Genomic DNA, 18,445 nt, shown 5'->3' with positions numbered 1-18,445 from the left:
CTGCTGGACACCGTGCCCGCGTGGGGCCGGGTCCGGGCGCACACTATCGCGTGGTCGCCGAGATCGCGCCGTCGGTGACCCGCACCCGCAGTTCGGTGCCCTCGGTGACCTCGTCGACCGACCGCAGCACCTTCAGCTGCCCGTCGGGGTCGACGTACTGCACCACGGCGTACCCGCGTTCGAGCGTCGCCGACGGGCCGAGCGCGGTCAGCCGGGCCCGCGCGGCGGTCAGGGCGCTCTGCTCGTGTGTCAGCGTGGTCATCACCGCCCGGCGGGCGCGTTCGACGTGCATGGCGGCGTCGGCCTCCCTGCGCTCGACCGGACCGAGCGGATCGGCCAGACAGGGACGGCTGCGCAGCTGGTCGAGCTGCCTGCGCTGGCCGTCGACCCAGCCGTGCAGCGCCCGGCGAGCGCGGTCGCGCAGCTGGTGCACCCGCGCGGTCTCCTCCCCGACGTCGGGCACGATCGTCTTCGCCGCGCCCGTCGGCGTCGAGCAGCGCACGTCCGCCACGTTGTCCAGCAGCGGCGAGTCCGGCTCGTGGCCGATGGCGCTGACGACGGGCGTGCCCGCCGCGGCGACCGCCCGGCACAGCGTCTCGTCCGAGAACGGCAACAGGTCCTCGACGCTGCCGCCGCCGCGGGCGATCACGATGACGTCGACCTCGGGGTTGGCGTCGAGGTCCGACAGGGCCTGCACGACCTGCGGCACGGCCTTCGCCCCCTGCACCGCCGTGTTGACGACGTGGAACTTCACGGCCGGCCAGCGGTTCTGCGCGTTGGCCAGCACGTCGTGTTCCGCCGCTGAGGCACGGCCCGTGATCAGGCCGATGCCGCGCGGCAGGAACGGCAGCGGGCGCTTCCGTTCCTGCGCGAACAGGCCTTCCGCGGCGAGGAGTTTGCGGAGTCGCTCGATCCGCGCAAGCAGCTCGCCGATGCCCACCGCGCGGATCTCGCTCGCCCGCAGACTCAGCGTGCCGCGGCCCAGCCAGAACGACGGCCGCGCATGCACGACCACACTCGCGCCCTCGCGCAGCGGCGGATCGATCGAACGCAGCATCCGCTGTTGGCACGTCACCGACATGGACACGTCGGCGGCCGGATCGCGCAGCGTCAGGAACGCCGTCTGGGTGCCGGGGCGGGCCGAGATCTGCGTGATCTGCCCTTCGACCCACACCGAACCGAGGCGGTGGATCCAGTCGGCGATCTTCCGCGCGACCGTGCGGACCGGCCACGGGTTCTCGGCCGTCGACGGCTGCGCGCCTGCGTTCTGGGCACCGTCCTGGGCACCCCGCGCGTCGGTGCTCACGACGTGGTGGTCTCGCCGGTCGCGGCGTCGTCCGTGCCGTCACCGGCTCCGCCGTCGGAGGAGCCCTCGGCCGCGCTGTCGGCCGCGGCCTCCGACTCGGCCCTGACGTTGGCGATCCGGCGGGTCAGCATGCCCGTGAACGACGGCCGGTTCTCGTGGTCGCGCTCGTAGTCGAGGAGCTGCTGCAGCTCCTCGGAGGAGAACGAGCGCAGCCGGGAACGCAGCTCGGGCAGGCTGAGAGCGTCGTAGTCGTCCACTCCTGCGGGACCCGCCGTTGCCGACGGCGCCGACGTCGAACCCGTGACCACGCTGCTGCCGAGAGGGGCGCCGGAAGCGGTGGGACCGGCAGCGGTGGCCGCGTCCGCACCGCCGGCCGTCGTGGTCCCGCCGGTGGGTGCTGCGTCCGTTACCGGTGCCGCGATCCGCGGGTCGGTGCTGTCGAATTCCCCGTCCTCGTGTGCCTCGCCGAGGGCCTGCGATTCGGCGTCCCACGGGTCGTCGAACGTGGCCGCCGCTCCAGGTGCTTCGGCCCCGCGCTGGGCCTCGGACCCGTGTTGTGCTCCGGACCCGGGTTGCGCCTCGGCCTGCGCGGCCGCGGGGTCGTCGTCCTCGTCGAACGTCGCCCAGTTGGGTTCGTCGTCGACTCCGCGGAACGCCGCGAGCGCGTCATCGCCCTTGATCGCGAGCTCGGTGACGTGCTGCTGCACCCGCATCGAGGTCTGCAGCACCTGGCTCGCGACCGTCACCGGCAGCTCGGTGAGGTGTTTCGGCAGGTCACGAACCGTGTCGGCGGTCGAAGCGGCGAGGCCGGCCGCGACCCGCACCGGGAACGGGAAATGCTTCATGCGCCAAGACTGCCGCACGCGGCTCCGCGTGCCCAGCCCCACCCCGTTACCCGTCCGCACGCGCGGGGCCACCGCCCGCACCGCACAGCCGCGGCACCGCACGCGGCGATGTGGCGGTGCGGGCACCGCCACATCGCTCGCGCGATGACGGCCCTTCCCTGCGATCCGTACCCTGGGAGCCATGAGTGCAGCCAGCCCCAGCGGCGACCAGAACGGCAAGCGTGTGCTGCTCGCGAAGCCGCGCGGGTACTGCGCCGGTGTCGACCGTGCAGTGATCACGGTCGAGAAGGCGCTCGAGATGTACGGCCCGCCCGTCTACGTCCGCAAGGAGATCGTCCACAACCGCCATGTCGTGGACACGCTGCGGGAACGGGGCGTGATCTTCGTCGACGAGACCACCGAGGTCCCCGAGGGTGCGCTCGTCGTGTTCTCGGCGCACGGGGTCTCGCCTGCGGTGCACGCCGAGGCCGAGAAGCGGAACCTGCGCACGATCGACGCGACGTGCCCACTCGTGACGAAGGTGCACAAGGAGGTCAACCGGTTCGCCCGGGACGACTACGACATCATGCTGATCGGCCACCACGGCCACGAGGAGGTCGAAGGCACCTCCGGTGAGGCGCCCGAGAACGTCCAGCTCGTCGACACCCCCGAGGACGTGGCGCAGGTACAGGTGCGCGACCCGGAGAAGGTCGTGTGGCTCTCCCAGACGACGCTGAGCGTCGACGAGACGATGCAGCGCGTGGACCAGCTCCGCGAACGCTTCCCCGGGATCGCCGACCCGCCGAGCGACGACATCTGTTACGCCACGTCGAACCGCCAGGTGGCGGTCAAGGCGATGGCGGCCGAATGCGACCTCGTGCTGGTGGTGGGCTCGCGCAACTCGTCGAACTCGCAGCGGCTCGTCGAAGTGGCGCTGCAGGCGGGTGCGAGCGACGCGCACCTGATCGACTACGCCAGTGAGGTCGACCCTGCGTGGCTCGAGGGCGTCACGACCGTCGGGGTGACCAGCGGTGCCTCCGTGCCCGACGTGCTCGTGATGGAGCTGCTGGACGACCTCGCCGGACGCGGCTGGGAGGACGTGCAGGAGGTCACCACGGCCAACGAGAAGATCTCGTTCGCGCTGCCCCGCGAGCTGCGTTCGGACAAGGAGACGCGCAGCAGCGTGCGCTGATCCCCGCCGGCCTCGGCACCGCGCCGGTGCACGCCGGGCGGCGGACGATCCGGGTGCGGCCGTGACTCGGACCTTCGGCCGCGAGGCCTTGCCGCAGGACGAGGCCTTGCCGCAGGACGAGGCCTTGCCGCAGGACGAGGCCTTGCCGCCGGACGGGGCCCGCCACCGAAGGGGCCCGCCACCGAACGAACAGCCCTGGCCGGTGGCAGCGGACAACAGCGCTCGAACGGTGGCTTTCGGACAGCGGCTTCCGAATGGCGGTTTCCGAATAGTGGCTTTCGAACAGCGATGAGGCCGCCCCTCCCCGGTGCGGGGAGGGGCGGCCTCATGTGTGTCCACTGCGGTCGTCACGGCGTCCACTGCGGTCGGTGCGACCCCGCTCGTAGCGGCACCGGTTGTCATGGCGCCAGTTGTTGCGGCGGCCGGTCGTCGCGTTGTCGGCCGGGTGGTGTGGACCCGGGTACCGCGTGGATCAGTCCTCGGCGTCCCAGGGGCGCCGACGTGGCTGGTCCCGGCCGGGCCGGTCGCCACGCGGTGGTTCGGACCCACGGGGACGCTTGGGCCGCTGTGGAGGCTCCGGTCGCTCGCCCCGCGGTGGCCGCTGCGGACGCTTGGGGCCGGGGATCGCGTCGGGCCATTCGTCGATGCGCCGTTTGCGTTCCGCGGCGTCGGGCGGCGTTCGTGGCGGCCGGGCGGGCCGTCGGTCCGGAGGTGGCGTGCGCGGTCCACGGTCGGGTTCGGCGGACCTGGGCCTGCGCGGCGGGGGAGCGTCCTCCGGTCCACGCGGGCCGCGGCCGCCGTCGGCGGGACGGGGCCTACGTGGCGGTTCGCCGCGTCCGTCCTGGGCATCCGGCCGGTCCTCTGGCGGGCGAGGTGTGCGACGGCGCCCGGACGTGCCGGCATCGTCGGCAGGACCCCGGCCGCCGGCCACGCCCGCGGCCTCGGCAGCTGCCGTGGCGTCGGCCGGGCCTGGGGTCTTGCTCTTCGCCGGTCGCTTCTCCTTCGGGGCGGGCCCGCTATCACCGGTGTCGTCGGCACGGCTGCGCTTCGACGTGTCCTTGAGCGGCCGGTCGGGATCGCGTTCGCGGTAGATGCGCAGCACCCCGAGGCCGACCGTCAGTGCCGTCGCGATCGCCATCACCGGAAAGTTGTTGATCAGCGGCGTGCTGATCGCCAGCACATCGGCGAGGGTGTCGTTGCTTTCCGGCAGCGACGTGTCGGTCAGCACGACCAATGGCACGGTGGCGGCCATGACCAGCGGTGGCTGGACCATCGGCCCGAACAGGTTGCGTCGGCGCACCCCGGCGACAGCGGCGAGCACGCCCGCGACGTAGATCAACTGGAACGGCAGGCCGAGCCCGTCGCTCACCTGCATGCTCAGTACCGCACCCGCGATCGCCGTGACCAGGGCGAGCAGCACAGCTCCCCACCAGGGCAGACCGCGCCGGGCACCGAACGCGAGACGTTCGTCCCACGGGACGGGCTCGTCCTCGTTCGCGGCGTCAGGATCGCTGCGGCGATCTCGTGTGGCGGTCACAGGGCAACACCGTAGCCGGTAGATCGGCCACGACTGTTAAGGATCCTCGACGTTCGTTGCACCGGGTGGTCGGACGACCTTCTGTCCGGTGACGTCCCCCACAGTCGCCGGGCGTCGTGTGAAGACGGCATGAACCCGTGACGCGCGGCTCGGGCGATTCGTCGGAGTATCGGTTCGGTCACAGCCTCCCGTCATGTCCCCGTCGTCGGCGCGGCCGTGGTCAGTTCGCAGTGGCCTCGTCGCTCTTCCTGATGGAGGGCACCGGAGCAGGGCTGGCAGCGGCCTCGGTCAGCGGGGCGACCGTGCCGCGGAAGTTCTCGAGTGCTTCCAGCTCCCGTTTGCGGGCGGACAGGAACCGCTGCAGATGCGTGCTCGACAGGTTCACCGCGTCGACGGCACCCGCGGCCGCCCGGTGCGCCGACGCCGCGGAGGCCCGCACCTGTTCGACGTCGTCCAGCAGGGTGCGTTCGGTCGCGGCGAACATGGCGGCCGAGGCGATGACGGCGAAACCGGTCGGGCCGCACAGGAACACGCGCCGGTCGAGCATCCACCGCAGCAGCTCGGGGTCGGTGTCGAGCGCGGCGACGACCGCGGCGTCCGACGGCACGAACATGACCGTGCCGTAGATCGCGTCGGCCCAGCGCTGGTAGCCCTTTCCCGCCAGTTCGGTCGCACGGGAGCGCAGGTTCCGCACGTGGACGCGCAGGGCGTCGATGCGCTCGTCGGGGTCGTCGGTCTCGACCGCTTCGGCCCAGATCGCGAGGCTCGCCTTGGCGTCGACCGGCACCGTGCGGTCACCGCCGACCCGCAGCACCATGTCCGGCTTCGCCGCGCCGCCGCCCGCGAGGTCCGTCTGCAAGGTGTAGTGCAGGCCCTCGCGCAGGCCGAGTGCACGCGCGGTCTCGACCAGCACGTGCTCGCCGAGTTCGCCCCGGCCGCTGATGGAGGCGAACGCCACCTCGTACCGGCGCAGCGCCGCCTGCTGCTGGTCGAGCTTCGCCCGTTCCGCCTCGACCTGCCTCGCGGCGTCGTCGGCACGGCGCATGCCGTCCTGGTACAGCCGCCACAGCAGGACGACCGCGCCCGCCAGCAGCGCGGCGGCCACCGTCGCGACCGCCGCGAACACCGTCGAAGCCACAGGGCACGCTCCTCGTTCGTCGATCCTCGTCCGGGCGAGCCGGCCCCGGACGAGTCTGTGTGCGGGCCGGTCGCCGGTTTCCGGTCACGTTCCGGGCCCGGTCGCATCATGGCGCACGACCCCGACAGAAACCCGGTGGCCGGACCCCGGAGCCTATTGGGAACACACGTTCTAGTGACACGCCGGGTGGGTGTGCCGGGTTCTGTCGGAGTGGGCACCTAGCGTTGATCGCGTGCGAATGCTCCATACCTCCGACTGGCACGTGGGACGAACCTTCCACGGCGCGGACCTGCTCACCGAGCAGGACGCCACCCTCGAGCACCTCGCCGGCCTCGTGGCCGACGAGGCCATCGACGTGGTCCTCGTCGCGGGCGACATCTACGACCGCGCCGTGCCGTCCGCCGAGGCCGTGCGGGTCGCGACCGCGGGTATGCGGCGGATCCGCGAGGCCGGGGCGGAGTTGGTGCTGACGTCGGGCAACCACGATTCCGCCGCCCGGCTCGGAGCGTTCGCCGAGTTCGCGTCCGCGGGCGGGCTGCATCTGCGCACGACGGTCGCCGGTATCGCGGAGCCGGTGGTGTTCGAGGGCGGTGACGCGCCGGTCGCGGTGTACGGGATCCCGTACCTCGAGCCGGAGACCGCCCGGCACGCGCTCGGTATCGACGGCAGGGGGCACACGGCGGTACTGACCGAGGCCATGCGGCGGGTGCGGGATGACCTGGACGGCAGGTCTGCGGACACGCGGTCGATCGTGCTCGCGCACGCGTTCGTCACCGGCGCCGCGGGATGTGATTCGGAACGGCCGATCGCCGTCGGCGGCGTGGAGCAGGTTCCCGGATCGGTATTCGAGGGCGTCGATTACGTCGCGCTGGGGCATCTGCACGGGCCGCAGGTGCTCGAGGAGCGCATCCGCTACTCGGGAAGTCCACTCGCGTACTCGTTCTCCGAGATGGCGCAACGGAAATCGGTCTTCCTGTTCGATGTGGACGGCGACGGTGTCGGCGAGGTGCATCGTCGGGAACTGCCGGTGCCGCGCCCGCTCGCGACGATGCGCGGACGGCTCGACGACCTGCTCGCCGAGCCCGAGCACGCGGAGCACGTCGAGAGTTTCGTCTCGGCGACGCTGACCGACCGGGTCAGGCCCGTCGACGCGATGCGCAGGCTCCGGGAACGGTTCCCGTACGCGGTGCACCTGGAATGGGAGCCGGAGGGCGCGGAGACGGCCACGTTGCGGTACGCGGAGGCCGTCCGTGGCAGGTCGGACACCGAGATCGCGCGGAGTTTCGTCGAGGACTGCCGCAACGCACCGCCCAACGACCGTGAGGAGGCACTGCTCGTGGCGGCGCTGGAATCCGCGGGCAAGCACGATCCGGGGCAGGACGGTGAGCCGCGATGAGGCTGCACCGGTTGGAGGTCTCGGCGTTCGGGCCGTACGCGGGCCGCGAGGTGGTGGACTTCGACACGCTCGGTGCCGACGGGTTGTTCCTGCTGCACGGTGACACGGGCGCGGGTAAGACGACGCTGCTGGACGCCGTGGCGTTCGCGCTGTTCGGCAAGGTGCCCGGTGCACGGGCGGAGGCCAAGCGGTTCCGCTGCGACGTGGCCGAACGCGGCACGCCGACCGAGTTGACGCTCGAGCTGACGGTGCAGGGGCACCGGTTCCGGATCGTGCGCAACCCCGAGTACGAACGGCCGAAGCTGCGCGGTGACGGCACGACGAAGCAGCAGGCGAAGGCGTCGCTGACCTGGCTCGACGATCCGCCGAGCGGACAACCGCCGGAGGGTGTCACACGCATCGACGAGGTCGCGCGCACCGTGGAGCGGCTGCTCGGCATGACCGCCGACCAGTTCTTCCAGGTCGTGCTGCTCCCGCAGGGCGAGTTCGCGCGGTTTCTGCGGGCCGAGACGAAGGACCGTGAGGAGCTGCTGGAGAAGCTGTTCGGCACGCAGCGGTTCTTCGAGGCCGAGAAGTGGTTCAGCGAACGGCGCCAGACCAAGCGGCGGGAACTGGCCGAGCGCAGGCAGTCGGTGCGGGAGTGGTTGGCACGGATCGGGCAGGTCGCGACGGAGGAGCCGCCCGAGGACGGTGCCGCCGACTGGGTGGCCGACGTGCGTGGCAGGGCGGCCGAGGCCGTCGCCGCGGCCAGAACCGTGGCCGACGAGTCGGCCACGGCGCGGCAGCGGGCCGCGGACGTGCTCGACGAACGTCGGGTCGAGGCCGAGCGGGTCCGCCGGGTGCGCGGTGCCCACGAGAGCCTGGCTGAGCTGGCGAAGGAAGCGGACCTGCGCGCCGAGTGGAAGACCGAGCTGACGGCTGCGCGGCGGGCATCGGCCGTGACCGGTCTCGCCGCGGAGGCGGACCGGCAGCGCACCCGGCTGGCCCGGGCGCGTGAGCGTGACCAGCTGGCCCGGGAGACGCTGGCAGCCTGCGGGCGCGGCGACGGTCGTGTGGGTTCGGAGCTCGAAGCCGGCGACCCGGACGTCCCGGAGTTGCGCACACGCGCGGGCGAGGTCCGTGAGGAGGCGGGCGCGCTGGCCGGGCTCGTCGAGGAGGCGGAGCAACAGGGCCGCGACCGCAAGCGATTGCAGCAGCTGGTCGAGACCGCCGAACACGCCACGGCGCAGGCTGCGGCGCTGGGTGAGAAGCTCGCAGGGCTGCCGGAACGCACGCGGCAGCTCCGCACCGAGCTGGACGCCGCGGCGCAGGCGGCGGTGCGCCTCGACCCGGTCCGGACGCGCGAAGCCGAACTGGCACGTGCGCTGGCTGAGGCCGAGCGCGTGCCGACCCTGGAACAGGAGGCCGCGCGTGCCCGCGAGGCCGAACAGTCGGCGATCGACGCGCATCAGACGGCGCGCGAGGAGCTGCTCGACCTGCGGGCGCGGCGACTCGCCGGAATGGCAGGCGAACTCGCCGGGCAGCTGCGAGACGGCGAGCCCTGTGCCGTGTGCGGCTCGGCGGACCATCCTGCGCCGGCCATGGGCACCGACAGCGTGGGAGAGGCGGAGGAACGGGCGGCCACCGAGGCCGAGCAGGCCGCGGAGCAGCGCAGGAGTCGGGCGGCGACCGCGCGGCACGAGGCCGACACGGCCCTCGCGGCCGTCGTCGAACGGCTGGAGGACCGCACCGCCGAGCAGATACGCACCGAACTCGGAGAGGTCCGCGCGGAGCTGACGACGCTGACCGATGCGGCCGGCAACAAGGACCGGCTCGAGCAGCTCGTCCGTGCGGGAGAGGCGGAACACGAGGACCTGACCGCTCAGCGGACGTCGGCCGAGCGGGAGGCGGCCGCGGCCGAGGAACAGCGGCGCGCCCTCGCCGAGCAGGTCGACCAGCGGCAGCGGCGGCTCGAGGAGGCGGCCGGCGAGTTCGCCGACGTCGCTGCGCGGCGGGCGCACCTGATGGAGCTGGCGGGTGCCCTTGACGGACTGGCGGATGCCAGGACCGAGCTGAGGGAGGCCCGTGAGCGTGTCGACGAGCACGCGGCGGCAGCGGCGGAGGCCGCGCGCACCGCCGGCTTCGCCGATGTCGACGAAGCCGGGCAGGCGGCCCGCGACGAGGAGCGGATCGCAGAGCTGGAGCAGTCGCTGGCGGACGCCGAGCAGGCGGAGGCGACGGCCCGCGCCGTGCTGGCCGAACCGGAACTGTTCGGCGTCGAGCCGGATCGCGTGGTCGACGTGGAATCGGCTCGGCAGGCGGCCGAACAGGCGCGACAGCAGGCTGAGCAGGACGCCGCGACCCTGCAGGAGCACACGCGGCGTGTCCGCGACCTCGACACGCTTGCGGCCGAACTGGACGCCGTGCTGCGTGAGCTCGCACCGGCGGAGGAGGAGTTCGCCGAGCTGGATGCGCTCACGGACGTGGTGAACGGCCGTGGACAGAACGCCCGCCGGATGTCACTGCGGTCGTACGTGTTGGCGGCCAGGCTCGAGGAGGTCGCGGTCGCGGCGACGGTCCGGCTGCGGTCGATGAGTCACGGGCGGTACTCGTTCGTGCACTCGGACGCTCCGGGCAGCCACGGCAAGAGCGGCGGGCTGGGCCTCGACGTGCTCGACGACTACTCCGGGATGGTGCGGTCGGCCAAGACGCTGTCCGGTGGTGAATCGTTCCTGGCTTCGCTGTCGCTCGCGCTCGGACTGGCCGACGTCGTGGCAGCGGAAACCGGCGGGGCGCTGCTGGACACGCTGTTCGTCGACGAGGGCTTCGGCACGCTGGACGGGGAAACCCTCGACGTGGTCATGGATGTGCTCGACGATCTGCGTGCCGGCGGCCGTGTCGTCGGGCTGGTGTCGCACGTCGAGGAACTCCGGCAACGCATCCCGACACGGCTGCGGGTACGCAAGGCCCGCACGGGCTCCAGCGTGCGGATCGAGGGCGGGCTCGACGGCGATCTCGGCGTCGCCTAGTCGTCCCGGCGCAGGAGCTTCGGTGCAGGAGTCCCGGCGCAGGAGCTTAGTGGCAGGTCCGAATGCTCCTCGGCGGGTCGGCTCAGCGCATCGGGGTGCGGAGATGGATCCGTTCGCCCGACTTGCCGAAGAGGCTGAGGACTTCCACGCTTCCGCGTCCTGCGGCGCCGAACCAGTGGGGGATCTGGCAGTCGAATTCGGCTGCCTCGCCTGCGCCCATGACGAAGTCCTGGTGGGCGAGCCTGACGCGGAGTTGCCCTCGTAGGACGTAAAGCCATTCGTGACCGGCATGGGTGCGCAGGTGCGGATCCTCGTCGTGGGACGGGATGACCATCTTGTAGGCGCGGGGTTCGCCTTGTTGCCGCGACAACGGGATCAGTACGCGGCCGTCCTTCTTGGTGGGTTGCTGGGGCACGCGTGGGTCGGCGATGCGGGGTGCGGCGACGATCTCGTCGAGCGGAACACCCAGGGCGGCCGTGATCGGAAGGAGCAGCTCGAGACTGGGCTTGCGCTGGCCTGATTCCAGTCGGGAAAGAGTGCTGGTCGAGATGCCCGTGGCACGGGCGAGGCCTGCCAGGCTCAGATCCTTCTTCTCGCGGGCATCGCGCAGGCGCGGAGCGATCTGTTCGAGCACGGCGCCGACGCTGGGCTGATCGTCCACAACCGCCAGTCTGTCAACTCGTCCCGGAATCGGCAACGAAAGTTGTCGATTCCGGTATCCACCTCGGACTCTGTCGGCGGAGGTGACCCATATGGACACAACGCCGTTCTCGATCCACCCATGCGCCCGGAGCGTCACCGCTGCGCTCGCCGACTCGGCGATCGGCAGCGCCGTGTCGACCCGGTTGCCGGCCCGCGAGCTGGCCGGAACAGCCGACCGATTCGGGAGTGAACGCTGATGGCCGACACCAGTACGGAGACGTCCCGGAAGTCACGGTCCGGCAGGCTGCCTGCCGGTGTGTATCTCCTCGGGTTCTGCCTGTTCGCGATGGGAAGCGCGGAGTTCCTCCTCGCCGGAGTTCTCCCCGCGGTGGCCGCCGACCTGGAGGTGTCGCTCTCGTCGGCCGGATATCTGATCACCGCGTTCGCGCTCGGCGTGGTGATCGGCGGTCCGCCCTTCGCCGTGCTGAGCTCGCGCTGGCCGCGGCACACCACCCTGGTGATCACGCAGGGAGCCTTCGCGGCCAGCATCGCCACGGGGCTTGTCGGCAACTACTCGGTCCTGCTCGTCACCAGAGCCGTCGCCGGCGTCGCCTATGCGGGTTTCTTCGCCGTCGCGACCGTGACCGCCATCAGCCTCGTCACCGCGGACCGCAACGCCCGCGCTTCGGGGGTCGTGGTGAGCGGCCTCAGTGTCGCCATGGTCGCAGGCGGCCCAGCCGGCACCCTGCTGAGCCACTACACGGAATGGCGAGGCGGCTTCTGGGTGGTGGTCGCCCTCACCATCGCCGGCGCAGTCGGATGCGTTCTCGTCATCCCGAAGGTTCGACCCCGAACAGGCCCGGCCGCCGAATCAACGGTTACGCGCGAACTCGCCAACCTGCGCAACCCGATGCTCTGGGGAATGTGGACGATCACCGTCCTGACGACCGCGGCCTACATGATCACTTACAACTACCTCGCCGCAATGCTCGCCGACATCACCGCCCTCTCGGAAGCCTGGATTCCGGCGGTACTCACGCTCTTCGGGATCGGTGCCTTCATCGGCCTGTCCGTGGGCGGTCGCATCTCCGACCGGAGGCCGCACACCGCGTTGCTCTCGGGATCCGCGGCCGTCGCGGTCCTTTCGCTGACGATGGTGGCCGCGATTCAGCAGAGCTGGGCTGCGGCGGCGGTCGCATTCCTGCTGGGCATCGCGGCGTTCGTGTTGAATCCGGCCATCTACGGCCGGGTTTTCGCGCTTGCCGTACACGCACCCACTCTCGCGGGTGCCGCCACGGTGTCGGCATTCCAACTGGGCATCAGCCTCACCCCGGCCCTCGCCGGAATCGCACTCGGCCACGGGGCTGTTCTCACCGTCATCTGTGTCATCGGGGCAGCGCTCGCCATCGGCGCGGTTCCGCTGATCCTCAACGATCGTGTCCGGCAAGGTCGTCAACCGTGACCCATTCGAACCGCCCCTCGGCATCGCAGGGCGCAGTAGCCGACTCGCCGAGCACTGAGCTCCCAGGGAAAGGGCGCAATCGTCGCGCAGTCTGTCGCCGGGACGAGGGTCCGGTTCCATTGCGCGCGGCATCTCACTGCGCGGCTTCTCACTGCGTGCTTCATCAAACCGCAAAGACTCGTGCGTCGATTTCGATACTTTACTCGGGTATCAGACCCGGGCGCGTACGCTTTCGCGCAATGACTTCTGACGGCACCGAACAACCGACCGGGATCGTCGACGGCGATCAACACGAGGCGTCGGACGAAACGCAGCACCCGGAATCCTCTCCCCAACAGGTCGTCGTGTCCGACGTTCCTGCCGCAAGTGCCGGTGCCTCCGGTTCTGCCAATGGCATTCTCGGCGGTATCGCAGTGGTGAGTGCCGGGCTCGGGTTGAGCTCGCTCATCGGCAATCCGCTGAGTGACATGCTGCGTGCCCGCCAAGAGATCGTCGGCCAGATCGAGGCCGGCGCCGGAGGCGGCGGCGATCAAATCGAAGCGTTCTACGGCGCTCCGTGGCACACGACCGCGCTGGTCAACGGGGTCATCGCGCTCGTGGCCGCGGTCGTAGGGGGCATTGTGCTCCTCGCGTACGCGCGACGTTCCGACAAGCGGCCGTGGGTCACGGCCTTGGCCGTGGGCGGTGTCGTCCTCGGCGTGCTCGGGTTGCTGCTCGCGGGTGGCATGTATCTGGATCTGTTCGCAGCCCAGCCCGAGCTTCCCGCCGCGCCCCAACTCGGCACGGGCGGCTGACCCGCCTGCCGCCTGGGCGCTGTCCAGAACGCCGGTCCGCAGGCGGGACCAGGTTGCGGCCGGTGTGAGCCGGCCGCCAGACAATCCGTCCCTTTCGGATCAGTCCCTTCTCGGCACCTCTTCGCAGCACACGCCCTCCGGCTGGGGAAGAGGATCGCCGATCGGGGGCTGGGAGGAGCCACCGACGACGCGGGGGCGGCCAGCGCACCTACGACATTCGGAGGTTCCGACATGCGACCTCACCTGACATTGCTCGCCACCGTCGCGGCGGGGGCGATCGCGCTGACCGGTTGCGGTGGGGAGGCGAGTGACAACGCCGGCCAGCAGGACGGGTCGGCGGGCAGTTCGGCGTCGAGCTCGGCAGGCCCGGCCCCCTCGCAGTCTCAGCAGGGTGGCCAGGGCGGCTCCCAGGTCAACGAGGAAGGCGTCCGCTGGATGGACGGGTTCTGCGGGAGCCTCGCCGAGTTCTCGGCGTCGTCGCAGGGCACGCCGAAGCCCGAAACGCAGGACCCGGCGGCTCTCAAGAAGTCGATGAACACGATGCTCGGCAAGATCACGCAGAGCACCGACAAGTTCCTGTCCGATATGAACGCGATGGACTCCTCACCCACTGACGGTGGCGACAAGTTCCTTTCGACCGCCAAGGACTCGTACCGGAACCTCCGCGAGACGGCGAACGAGGCGAAGTCGGAGCTCGACAAGGCGCCGGCCTCGGACAAGCAGGCGACGAGCCAGGCCGTGCAGGCGGCGAGCAGCAAGCTGCAGCAGGTCGACCTGCAGAAGCCGATCAAACAGCTGCAGGGCAACCAGCAACTCTCCGGCGAGTTCCAGCAGGCCCCGAAATGCCGGGAGCTGCTGCAGGCCGCGCAACAGCAAGGCGGTGGCCAGCAGCAGCCACCGCAGCAGCCACCGCAGCAGCAACCGCAGCAGCCGGGAAACTGAGCCGCAGCGGGAAACGAGCTGCGAGCGGGGACACTGAGCTGCGGCCGGGCAGCTGAGCCGCAGCCCGGTAGCTGAGCCACGGCCGATCGTTTCGGTTCGGGCGGGGCGACGACCGTCGCCCCGCCCGAACCTGTGTGTGGCCGGCCCGGTGCGCGTCAGGCGGGGCGTTCGTGTGCGAGCAGTCGCCGTTTGACGTCGACGCCCCAGCGGAAGCCGCCCATGGCGCCTCCGACGCGCAGCACGCGATGACAGGGCACGAACAGGGCGCAGGCGTTGCGCGCGCAGGCCGACGCCGCGGCGCGGACGGCGTCCGGGCGTCCGGCGAGCGCGGCCAGCTCGGTGTAGGTGACGGACTTTCCGGCGGGCACGGTGCGCAACACGTCCCAGGCGTGGCTGAGGAACTCGCCGGACCGCTGGCGCACGGCGATCGCGTCGACGGCGTCGAACTCGCCCTGGTGGTAGCGGCGGACCGCGGTCGTGACGGTGCCGAGGTCGCGCTTCTCGCGTAGTTCGCCGGGGCGCAGCGACGGCGACATCACCGGCACGAGTTCGTCCACATCGGACGTCCATCCGGAAGCGAGGACGGCTCCGTCCGGGGCCACGATCGCGGTGAACGGTCCGGCATGGGTGTCCTGTGTGGACCAGTGGGCGGTGGTCATGGCGTTCCTTCCTGAACGTCGGTTACCGGTCGTGTCCGGTCGAGGTGACGGGGCGTGTGTCGGTGTCGGTTGTCCTGCCGCGCGTTCAGAGTGGCCGCACTGGTCCTGTTCGCGGCGGCGTCGTTCGCGGCGTCGTTCGGGGCGACTGCCCTGTCCGCGGTGGCCGCCGAGCGCCAGAGGTGCATGCCCGCGTAGGACCGCCACGGTCGCCAGGCGAGCGCGCGCTCGGGCAGCTCGGCCGGGTCGATACCGGCCGCGGCGGATCCCGTTCGCAGTGCGAGGTCGCCGTCGAGCAGTACGTCGGGCCGGCCGAGTGCGCGCATGACGACGTAGTCGGCGGTCCACGGCCCGATGCCCGGCTGGGCGAGCAGGTCCCGGCGCAGCTCGTCGGGGTCGCGGCCGGCGTGGACGTCGAGATCGCCGGACGCCAGCGCCCCTGCCACGGTGCGGATCGCCTCGATCCGGGTACGAGGTCCACGGAGGACGTCGGTGGCGTGCTCGGCGACCGCGGACGCGGTGGGGAACAACAGGGCGGTGCCACCCTGGCCGTCGGCGGGATCGTCGCCGGCGGGGTCGTGGCCGGACCGGTCGTCCCCGGTCAGGGCGTCGCCCGGCAGAGTCTCGCCGGGCAGGTTCTCGCCCAGCTCTGCTGCGAGGCGGCTCGCCGCGGTACGGGCGGCGGCGACCGACACCTGTTGGCCGAGCATCGTCCGCAGGACGAGTTCCGGTCCGTCGACCGCGCCGGGGACACGGATGCCGGGGCGAGCGGCGACCAGCGGCGCCAGCGCGTCGTCGCGGCGCAGCGCGTCGTCGACGGCGACCGGGTCGGCGTCGAGGTCGAGCAGTCTGCGGACCCGGGCGACGCCTCCGGCGAGGTCGCGGACGTCGGTGAGCCACAGTTCGCACGGCACGTGCGCGGTTTCGGTTGCGGCCGTCGCGGTGGCCGGTTCCACGGTTATTCGCCCTGGGCCGTGGGGCAGCCGCAGCGTGCGGGTGTACCGGGCCGGGGTGGCCGACTCGACGCCGGTGACCGCGCGGGCGGCGAGGAAGGACAGCAGGCCGTCGCCGTCGAACGGTGGGCGCAGCGGCAGCCGCAGGGTGAGCGTCGCGCCGGACACCGGCGCCGGTGTCCCCGTGTCGCCGACCTGGCGGGAGGTCGCGCGTGTGCGCAGGTCGGACGGGGTCAGGCCGAACACGGCGCGGATCGTGTCGTTGAACTGGCGCACGCTCGCGAAGCCTGCGGCGAAGGCGACGTCGGTGAGCGGCATCGCGGAGCGTTCGATGAGCAGGCGGGCGGCGTGGGCCCGGTGGGCGCGGGCGAGGGCGAGCGGGCCTGCGCCCAGCTCGGCGGTGAGGACCCGCCCGAGCTGGCGTTCGGAGTAGCCGAGCCGCCGCGCCAGTCCGGGAACGCCTTCGCGTTCGACGGTGCCTTCGGCGATGAGCCGCATGGCGCGCCCCGCGAGGTCGGCGCGGACGTTCCAGTCCGGTGAGCCGGGCACCGCGTCGGGCAGGCAGCGGCGGCAGGCACGGAAGCCGCGGGCCTGGGCAGCGGCGGCGGTGGCGAAGAACTCGACGTTGCCGCGCTTGGGCGTGATCGCCGGGCACGAGGGGCGGCAGTAGATGCCGGTGGTGCGGACGCCGGTGATGAACCGGCCGTCGAACCGGGCGTCGCGCGAGCTGACGGCCGCGTAGCAGCGGTCGGTGTCGTGCCAGATGCCGGTGGTGGCCGTCTCGGTCATGCCGTCGATACTGCCACCAGGTCAGCGCCGTGACTCGCGGAAATCGGACACGGCGGCCGGGGCGTCGGTACGGGACGCGAGTGGCAGGCAGACGGCACGTACACTTGCGAGCCGTGAGTTTGACCCTCGGCATCGTAGGCCTGCCCAACGTCGGCAAGTCGACCCTGTTCAACGCCCTGACGCGGAACGACGTGCTCGCGGCGAACTACCCGTTCGCGACGATCGAGCCCAATGTCGGTGTCGTGCCGCTGCCCGATTCGCGCCTGGACAAGCTGGCCGAGATGTTCGCCTCGGCGAAGACCGTCCCGGCGACCGTGTCGTTCGTGGACATCGCGGGCATCGTCAAGGGCGCCTCCGAGGGGGCGGGGCTCGGCAACAAGTTCCTCGCCAACATCCGTGAGGCCAACGCGATCTGCCAGGTCATCCGCGTGTTCGACGACCCCGACGTCACGCACGTCGACGGCACGATCGATCCGCTGTCGGACATCGAGACGATCAACACCGAGCTCATCCTCGGCGACCTGCAGACGCTCGAGAAGGCGTTGACGCGGATGGAGAAGGAGGCGCGCACCAAGAAGGAGGCGCGCCCGGCCCTCGAGAACGCGAAGAAGGCCAAGGAGATCCTCGACTCCGGCCGCACGCTGTTCGCCGCGCAGCAGGAGGTCGACGTCGAGCTGCTGCGGGAGCTGAGCCTGCTGACGATCAAGCCGTTCCTGTACGTGTTCAACGCCGACGAGGGCGTGCTCGCCGATGAGGCCAAGCGTGCCGAGCTGACCGAGCTGGTCGCGCCCGCGGACGCCGTGTTCCTGGACGCGAAGGTGGAGGCCGAGCTGCTCGAGCTGGACGACGAGGAGGCGGTGCAGGAGCTGCTCGAATCGGTCGGACAGGAGGAGCCGGGGTTGAACGCGCTGGCCCGTGCCGGGTTCCACACGCTCGGTCTGCAGACCTACCTCACCGCGGGCCCGAAGGAGGCGCGCGCGTGGACGATTCCGCAGGGCGCCACCGCGCCGCAGGCGGCGGGCGTCATCCACACGGACTTCGAGCGCGGCTTCATCAAGGCCGAGATCATCTCGTACGACGACCTCATGGCGGCGGGCTCCATGGCCGACGCGCGCTCCGCGGGCAAGGTCCGCATGGAGGGCAAGGAATACGTCATGCACGACGGCGACGTGGTCGAGTTCCGCTTCAACGTGTGACCTGGTCAAATGGTGCCATTATCGCCCCTGGTCACGGGTATCAAACGAGCAGGTCAGGCACTAATACCTATGCATGACATACCCAGATGTGGCATGAAGTGCTCCCTAGTGTTCTCGGGAATGTGCTGATTTGGTGCTGACTTCCTGAGATGTAGAGAGGCCCTGGCCTTTGCAGGCCGGGGCCCTCCGGGGAAGAGTCGCTGTCGGGACGGTCGGCGACTAGTTTGCCTTCTTAGCTTCCTTGGCTTTCGCTCTGGCCTCAGCTCTGGCGGCCCTATCGTCTGTCCTGACCCTCTTCACTCGGGCGCGCAGGTCCTTCTCTAGGCGGCTGTAAAGGACGTCAGAAACGCCCTTCAAGCGGTTCAACTCGAAGATTGCCTCAGTACCCTTCGCTTCGCCGAGGTACTTGATCAAATCCTTGTGGAAGCTCCTCTCCGCGGCCCGCTGGAGCATGTCAACGGCTTCCTGTTGCTGCTGTTGATGTAGCAACTTCTTGCCGGACTTGTCCTGTCGATGCCAGGTGAACGGACCCGGCAGATTGAACCCGAAGGGCATGAGTACTCACCTCACCTCATAGGAAGCGGAATACCCGCTTGTGGTTGACGGCACA

Annotated in this window: 16 protein-coding genes; 8 read left to right on the top strand and 8 right to left on the bottom strand. The window is 70.9% G+C overall.

Annotation, left to right across the window (positions count from 1 at the left end):
* Window positions 1-43: 43 nt before the first annotated feature.
* Complete coding sequence (xseA, locus tag LY40_RS22965; protein WP_183783188.1) at window positions 44-1,306, bottom strand: exodeoxyribonuclease VII large subunit; 1,263 nt, start codon at window positions 1,304-1,306, stop codon at window positions 44-46.
* On the bottom strand, window positions 1,303-2,151 hold the full coding sequence (locus LY40_RS22960; RefSeq protein ID WP_183783190.1) for a lipid droplet-associated protein: 849 nt from the start codon (window positions 2,149-2,151) through the stop codon (window positions 1,303-1,305). Before LY40_RS22960 ends, xseA begins: the two co-directional genes overlap by 4 nt.
* Before the next feature lie 181 nt (window positions 2,152-2,332).
* Here LY40_RS22960 and LY40_RS22955 point away from each other — a divergent pair, with 181 nt between their 5' ends.
* On the top strand, window positions 2,333-3,322 hold the full coding sequence (locus tag LY40_RS22955) for a 4-hydroxy-3-methylbut-2-enyl diphosphate reductase (protein ID WP_183783192.1): 990 nt from the start codon (window positions 2,333-2,335) through the stop codon (window positions 3,320-3,322).
* 472 nt (window positions 3,323-3,794) lie between these two features.
* Here LY40_RS22955 and LY40_RS22950 read toward each other — a convergent pair whose 3' ends face one another.
* Both LY40_RS22950 and LY40_RS22945 read right to left on the bottom strand, forming a co-directional pair.
* The gene (locus LY40_RS22950) at window positions 3,795-4,859 is read right to left on the bottom strand and encodes a DUF6542 domain-containing protein (protein ID WP_183783194.1); all 1,065 of its coding nucleotides are present in this window, start codon (window positions 4,857-4,859) and stop codon (window positions 3,795-3,797) included.
* 220 nt (window positions 4,860-5,079) lie between these two features.
* Window positions 5,080-5,997 carry a DNA recombination protein RmuC gene (locus tag LY40_RS22945; protein ID WP_183783196.1) on the bottom strand — a complete coding sequence of 306 codons (918 nt, stop codon included), beginning with the start codon at window positions 5,995-5,997 and terminating at the stop codon, window positions 5,080-5,082.
* A gap of 232 nt (window positions 5,998-6,229) precedes the next feature.
* On the opposite strand from LY40_RS22945, the gene LY40_RS22940 reads away from it, so the two are divergent.
* Together LY40_RS22940 and LY40_RS22935 are read left to right on the top strand one after the other, a co-directional pair.
* A complete protein-coding gene (locus tag LY40_RS22940; protein WP_258938110.1) occupies window positions 6,230-7,393 on the top strand; it encodes an exonuclease SbcCD subunit D in 1,164 nt (387 codons plus the stop codon).
* A complete protein-coding gene (locus tag LY40_RS22935; RefSeq protein ID WP_258938109.1) occupies window positions 7,390-10,401 on the top strand; it encodes an AAA family ATPase in 3,012 nt (1,003 codons plus the stop codon). The genes LY40_RS22940 and LY40_RS22935 overlap by 4 nt, the downstream gene beginning before the upstream one ends.
* A gap of 82 nt (window positions 10,402-10,483) precedes the next feature.
* Here the strand turns inward: LY40_RS22935 and LY40_RS22930 are convergent, their stop codons facing one another.
* Window positions 10,484-11,062 (bottom strand): helix-turn-helix domain-containing protein, encoded by a 579-nt coding sequence (locus LY40_RS22930; protein WP_183783202.1) that lies wholly within the window; start codon window positions 11,060-11,062, stop codon window positions 10,484-10,486.
* A 91-nt stretch (window positions 11,063-11,153) separates the two neighbouring features.
* Between LY40_RS22930 and LY40_RS22925 the strand changes: the two genes are divergently transcribed.
* The 4 genes from LY40_RS22925 to LY40_RS22910 all read left to right on the top strand — a co-directional run bounded on the left by LY40_RS22925 (window position 11,154) and on the right by LY40_RS22910 (window position 14,241).
* Window positions 11,154-11,300, top strand: a complete 147-nt coding sequence (locus LY40_RS22925) for a hypothetical protein (RefSeq protein ID WP_258938108.1) — start codon at window positions 11,154-11,156, stop codon at window positions 11,298-11,300.
* Window positions 11,300-12,505, top strand: coding sequence for an MFS transporter (locus LY40_RS22920; RefSeq protein WP_258938107.1), 1,206 nt, complete (start codon window positions 11,300-11,302; stop codon window positions 12,503-12,505). The genes LY40_RS22925 and LY40_RS22920 overlap by 1 nt, the downstream gene beginning before the upstream one ends.
* Before the next feature lie 239 nt (window positions 12,506-12,744).
* Window positions 12,745-13,299 carry a hypothetical protein gene (locus LY40_RS22915; protein WP_183783206.1) on the top strand — a complete coding sequence of 185 codons (555 nt, stop codon included), beginning with the start codon at window positions 12,745-12,747 and terminating at the stop codon, window positions 13,297-13,299.
* A 231-nt stretch (window positions 13,300-13,530) separates the two neighbouring features.
* Window positions 13,531-14,241 carry a hypothetical protein gene (locus LY40_RS22910; protein ID WP_258938106.1) on the top strand — a complete coding sequence of 237 codons (711 nt, stop codon included), beginning with the start codon at window positions 13,531-13,533 and terminating at the stop codon, window positions 14,239-14,241.
* A 155-nt stretch (window positions 14,242-14,396) separates the two neighbouring features.
* Here the strand turns inward: LY40_RS22910 and LY40_RS22905 are convergent, their stop codons facing one another.
* Window positions 14,397-14,900 carry a methylated-DNA--[protein]-cysteine S-methyltransferase gene (locus LY40_RS22905; RefSeq protein WP_183783210.1) on the bottom strand — a complete coding sequence of 168 codons (504 nt, stop codon included), beginning with the start codon at window positions 14,898-14,900 and terminating at the stop codon, window positions 14,397-14,399.
* The gene (locus LY40_RS22900) at window positions 14,897-16,639 is read right to left on the bottom strand and encodes a DNA-3-methyladenine glycosylase 2 family protein (RefSeq protein WP_307877104.1); all 1,743 of its coding nucleotides are present in this window, start codon (window positions 16,637-16,639) and stop codon (window positions 14,897-14,899) included. Before LY40_RS22900 ends, LY40_RS22905 begins: the two co-directional genes overlap by 4 nt.
* A 113-nt stretch (window positions 16,640-16,752) precedes the next feature.
* On the opposite strand from LY40_RS22900, the gene ychF reads away from it, so the two are divergent.
* Complete coding sequence (gene ychF, locus LY40_RS22895; protein WP_258938105.1) at window positions 16,753-17,835, top strand: redox-regulated ATPase YchF; 1,083 nt, start codon at window positions 16,753-16,755, stop codon at window positions 17,833-17,835.
* Window positions 17,836-18,054: 219 nt separating this feature from the next.
* Here the strand turns inward: ychF and LY40_RS22890 are convergent, their stop codons facing one another.
* The gene (locus LY40_RS22890) at window positions 18,055-18,390 is read right to left on the bottom strand and encodes a hypothetical protein (RefSeq protein ID WP_258938104.1); all 336 of its coding nucleotides are present in this window, start codon (window positions 18,388-18,390) and stop codon (window positions 18,055-18,057) included.
* Between the last annotated feature and the right edge of the window lie 55 nt (window positions 18,391-18,445).

Source organism: Prauserella salsuginis, assembly GCF_024648885.1.
Classification (GTDB): domain Bacteria; phylum Actinomycetota; class Actinomycetes; order Mycobacteriales; family Pseudonocardiaceae; genus Prauserella; species Prauserella salsuginis.
The sequence above is the reverse complement of the archived record's forward strand: the minus strand, read 5'-3'. Positions and strand labels throughout refer to the sequence as shown.

What these genes read in the sequence shown, in the direction of transcription:
- LY40_RS22960 (WP_183783190.1), bottom strand. Translation starts at nt 2,151, where the DNA reads ATGAAGCATTTCCCGTTCCCGGTGCGGGTCGCGGCCGGCCTCGCCGCT.
- LY40_RS22955 (WP_183783192.1), top strand. Translation starts at nt 2,333, where the DNA reads ATGAGTGCAGCCAGCCCCAGCGGCGACCAGAACGGCAAGCGTGTGCTG.
- LY40_RS22935 (WP_258938109.1), top strand. Translation starts at nt 7,390, where the DNA reads ATGAGGCTGCACCGGTTGGAGGTCTCGGCGTTCGGGCCGTACGCGGGC.
- LY40_RS22925 (WP_258938108.1), top strand. Translation starts at nt 11,154, where the DNA reads ATGGACACAACGCCGTTCTCGATCCACCCATGCGCCCGGAGCGTCACC.
- LY40_RS22920 (WP_258938107.1), top strand. Translation starts at nt 11,300, where the DNA reads ATGGCCGACACCAGTACGGAGACGTCCCGGAAGTCACGGTCCGGCAGG.
- LY40_RS22915 (WP_183783206.1), top strand. Translation starts at nt 12,745, where the DNA reads ATGACTTCTGACGGCACCGAACAACCGACCGGGATCGTCGACGGCGAT.
- LY40_RS22910 (WP_258938106.1), top strand. Translation starts at nt 13,531, where the DNA reads ATGCGACCTCACCTGACATTGCTCGCCACCGTCGCGGCGGGGGCGATC.
- LY40_RS22905 (WP_183783210.1), bottom strand. Translation starts at nt 14,900, where the DNA reads ATGACCACCGCCCACTGGTCCACACAGGACACCCATGCCGGACCGTTC.
- LY40_RS22900 (WP_307877104.1), bottom strand. Translation starts at nt 16,639, where the DNA reads ATGACCGAGACGGCCACCACCGGCATCTGGCACGACACCGACCGCTGC.
- LY40_RS22890 (WP_258938104.1), bottom strand. Translation starts at nt 18,390, where the DNA reads ATGCCCTTCGGGTTCAATCTGCCGGGTCCGTTCACCTGGCATCGACAG.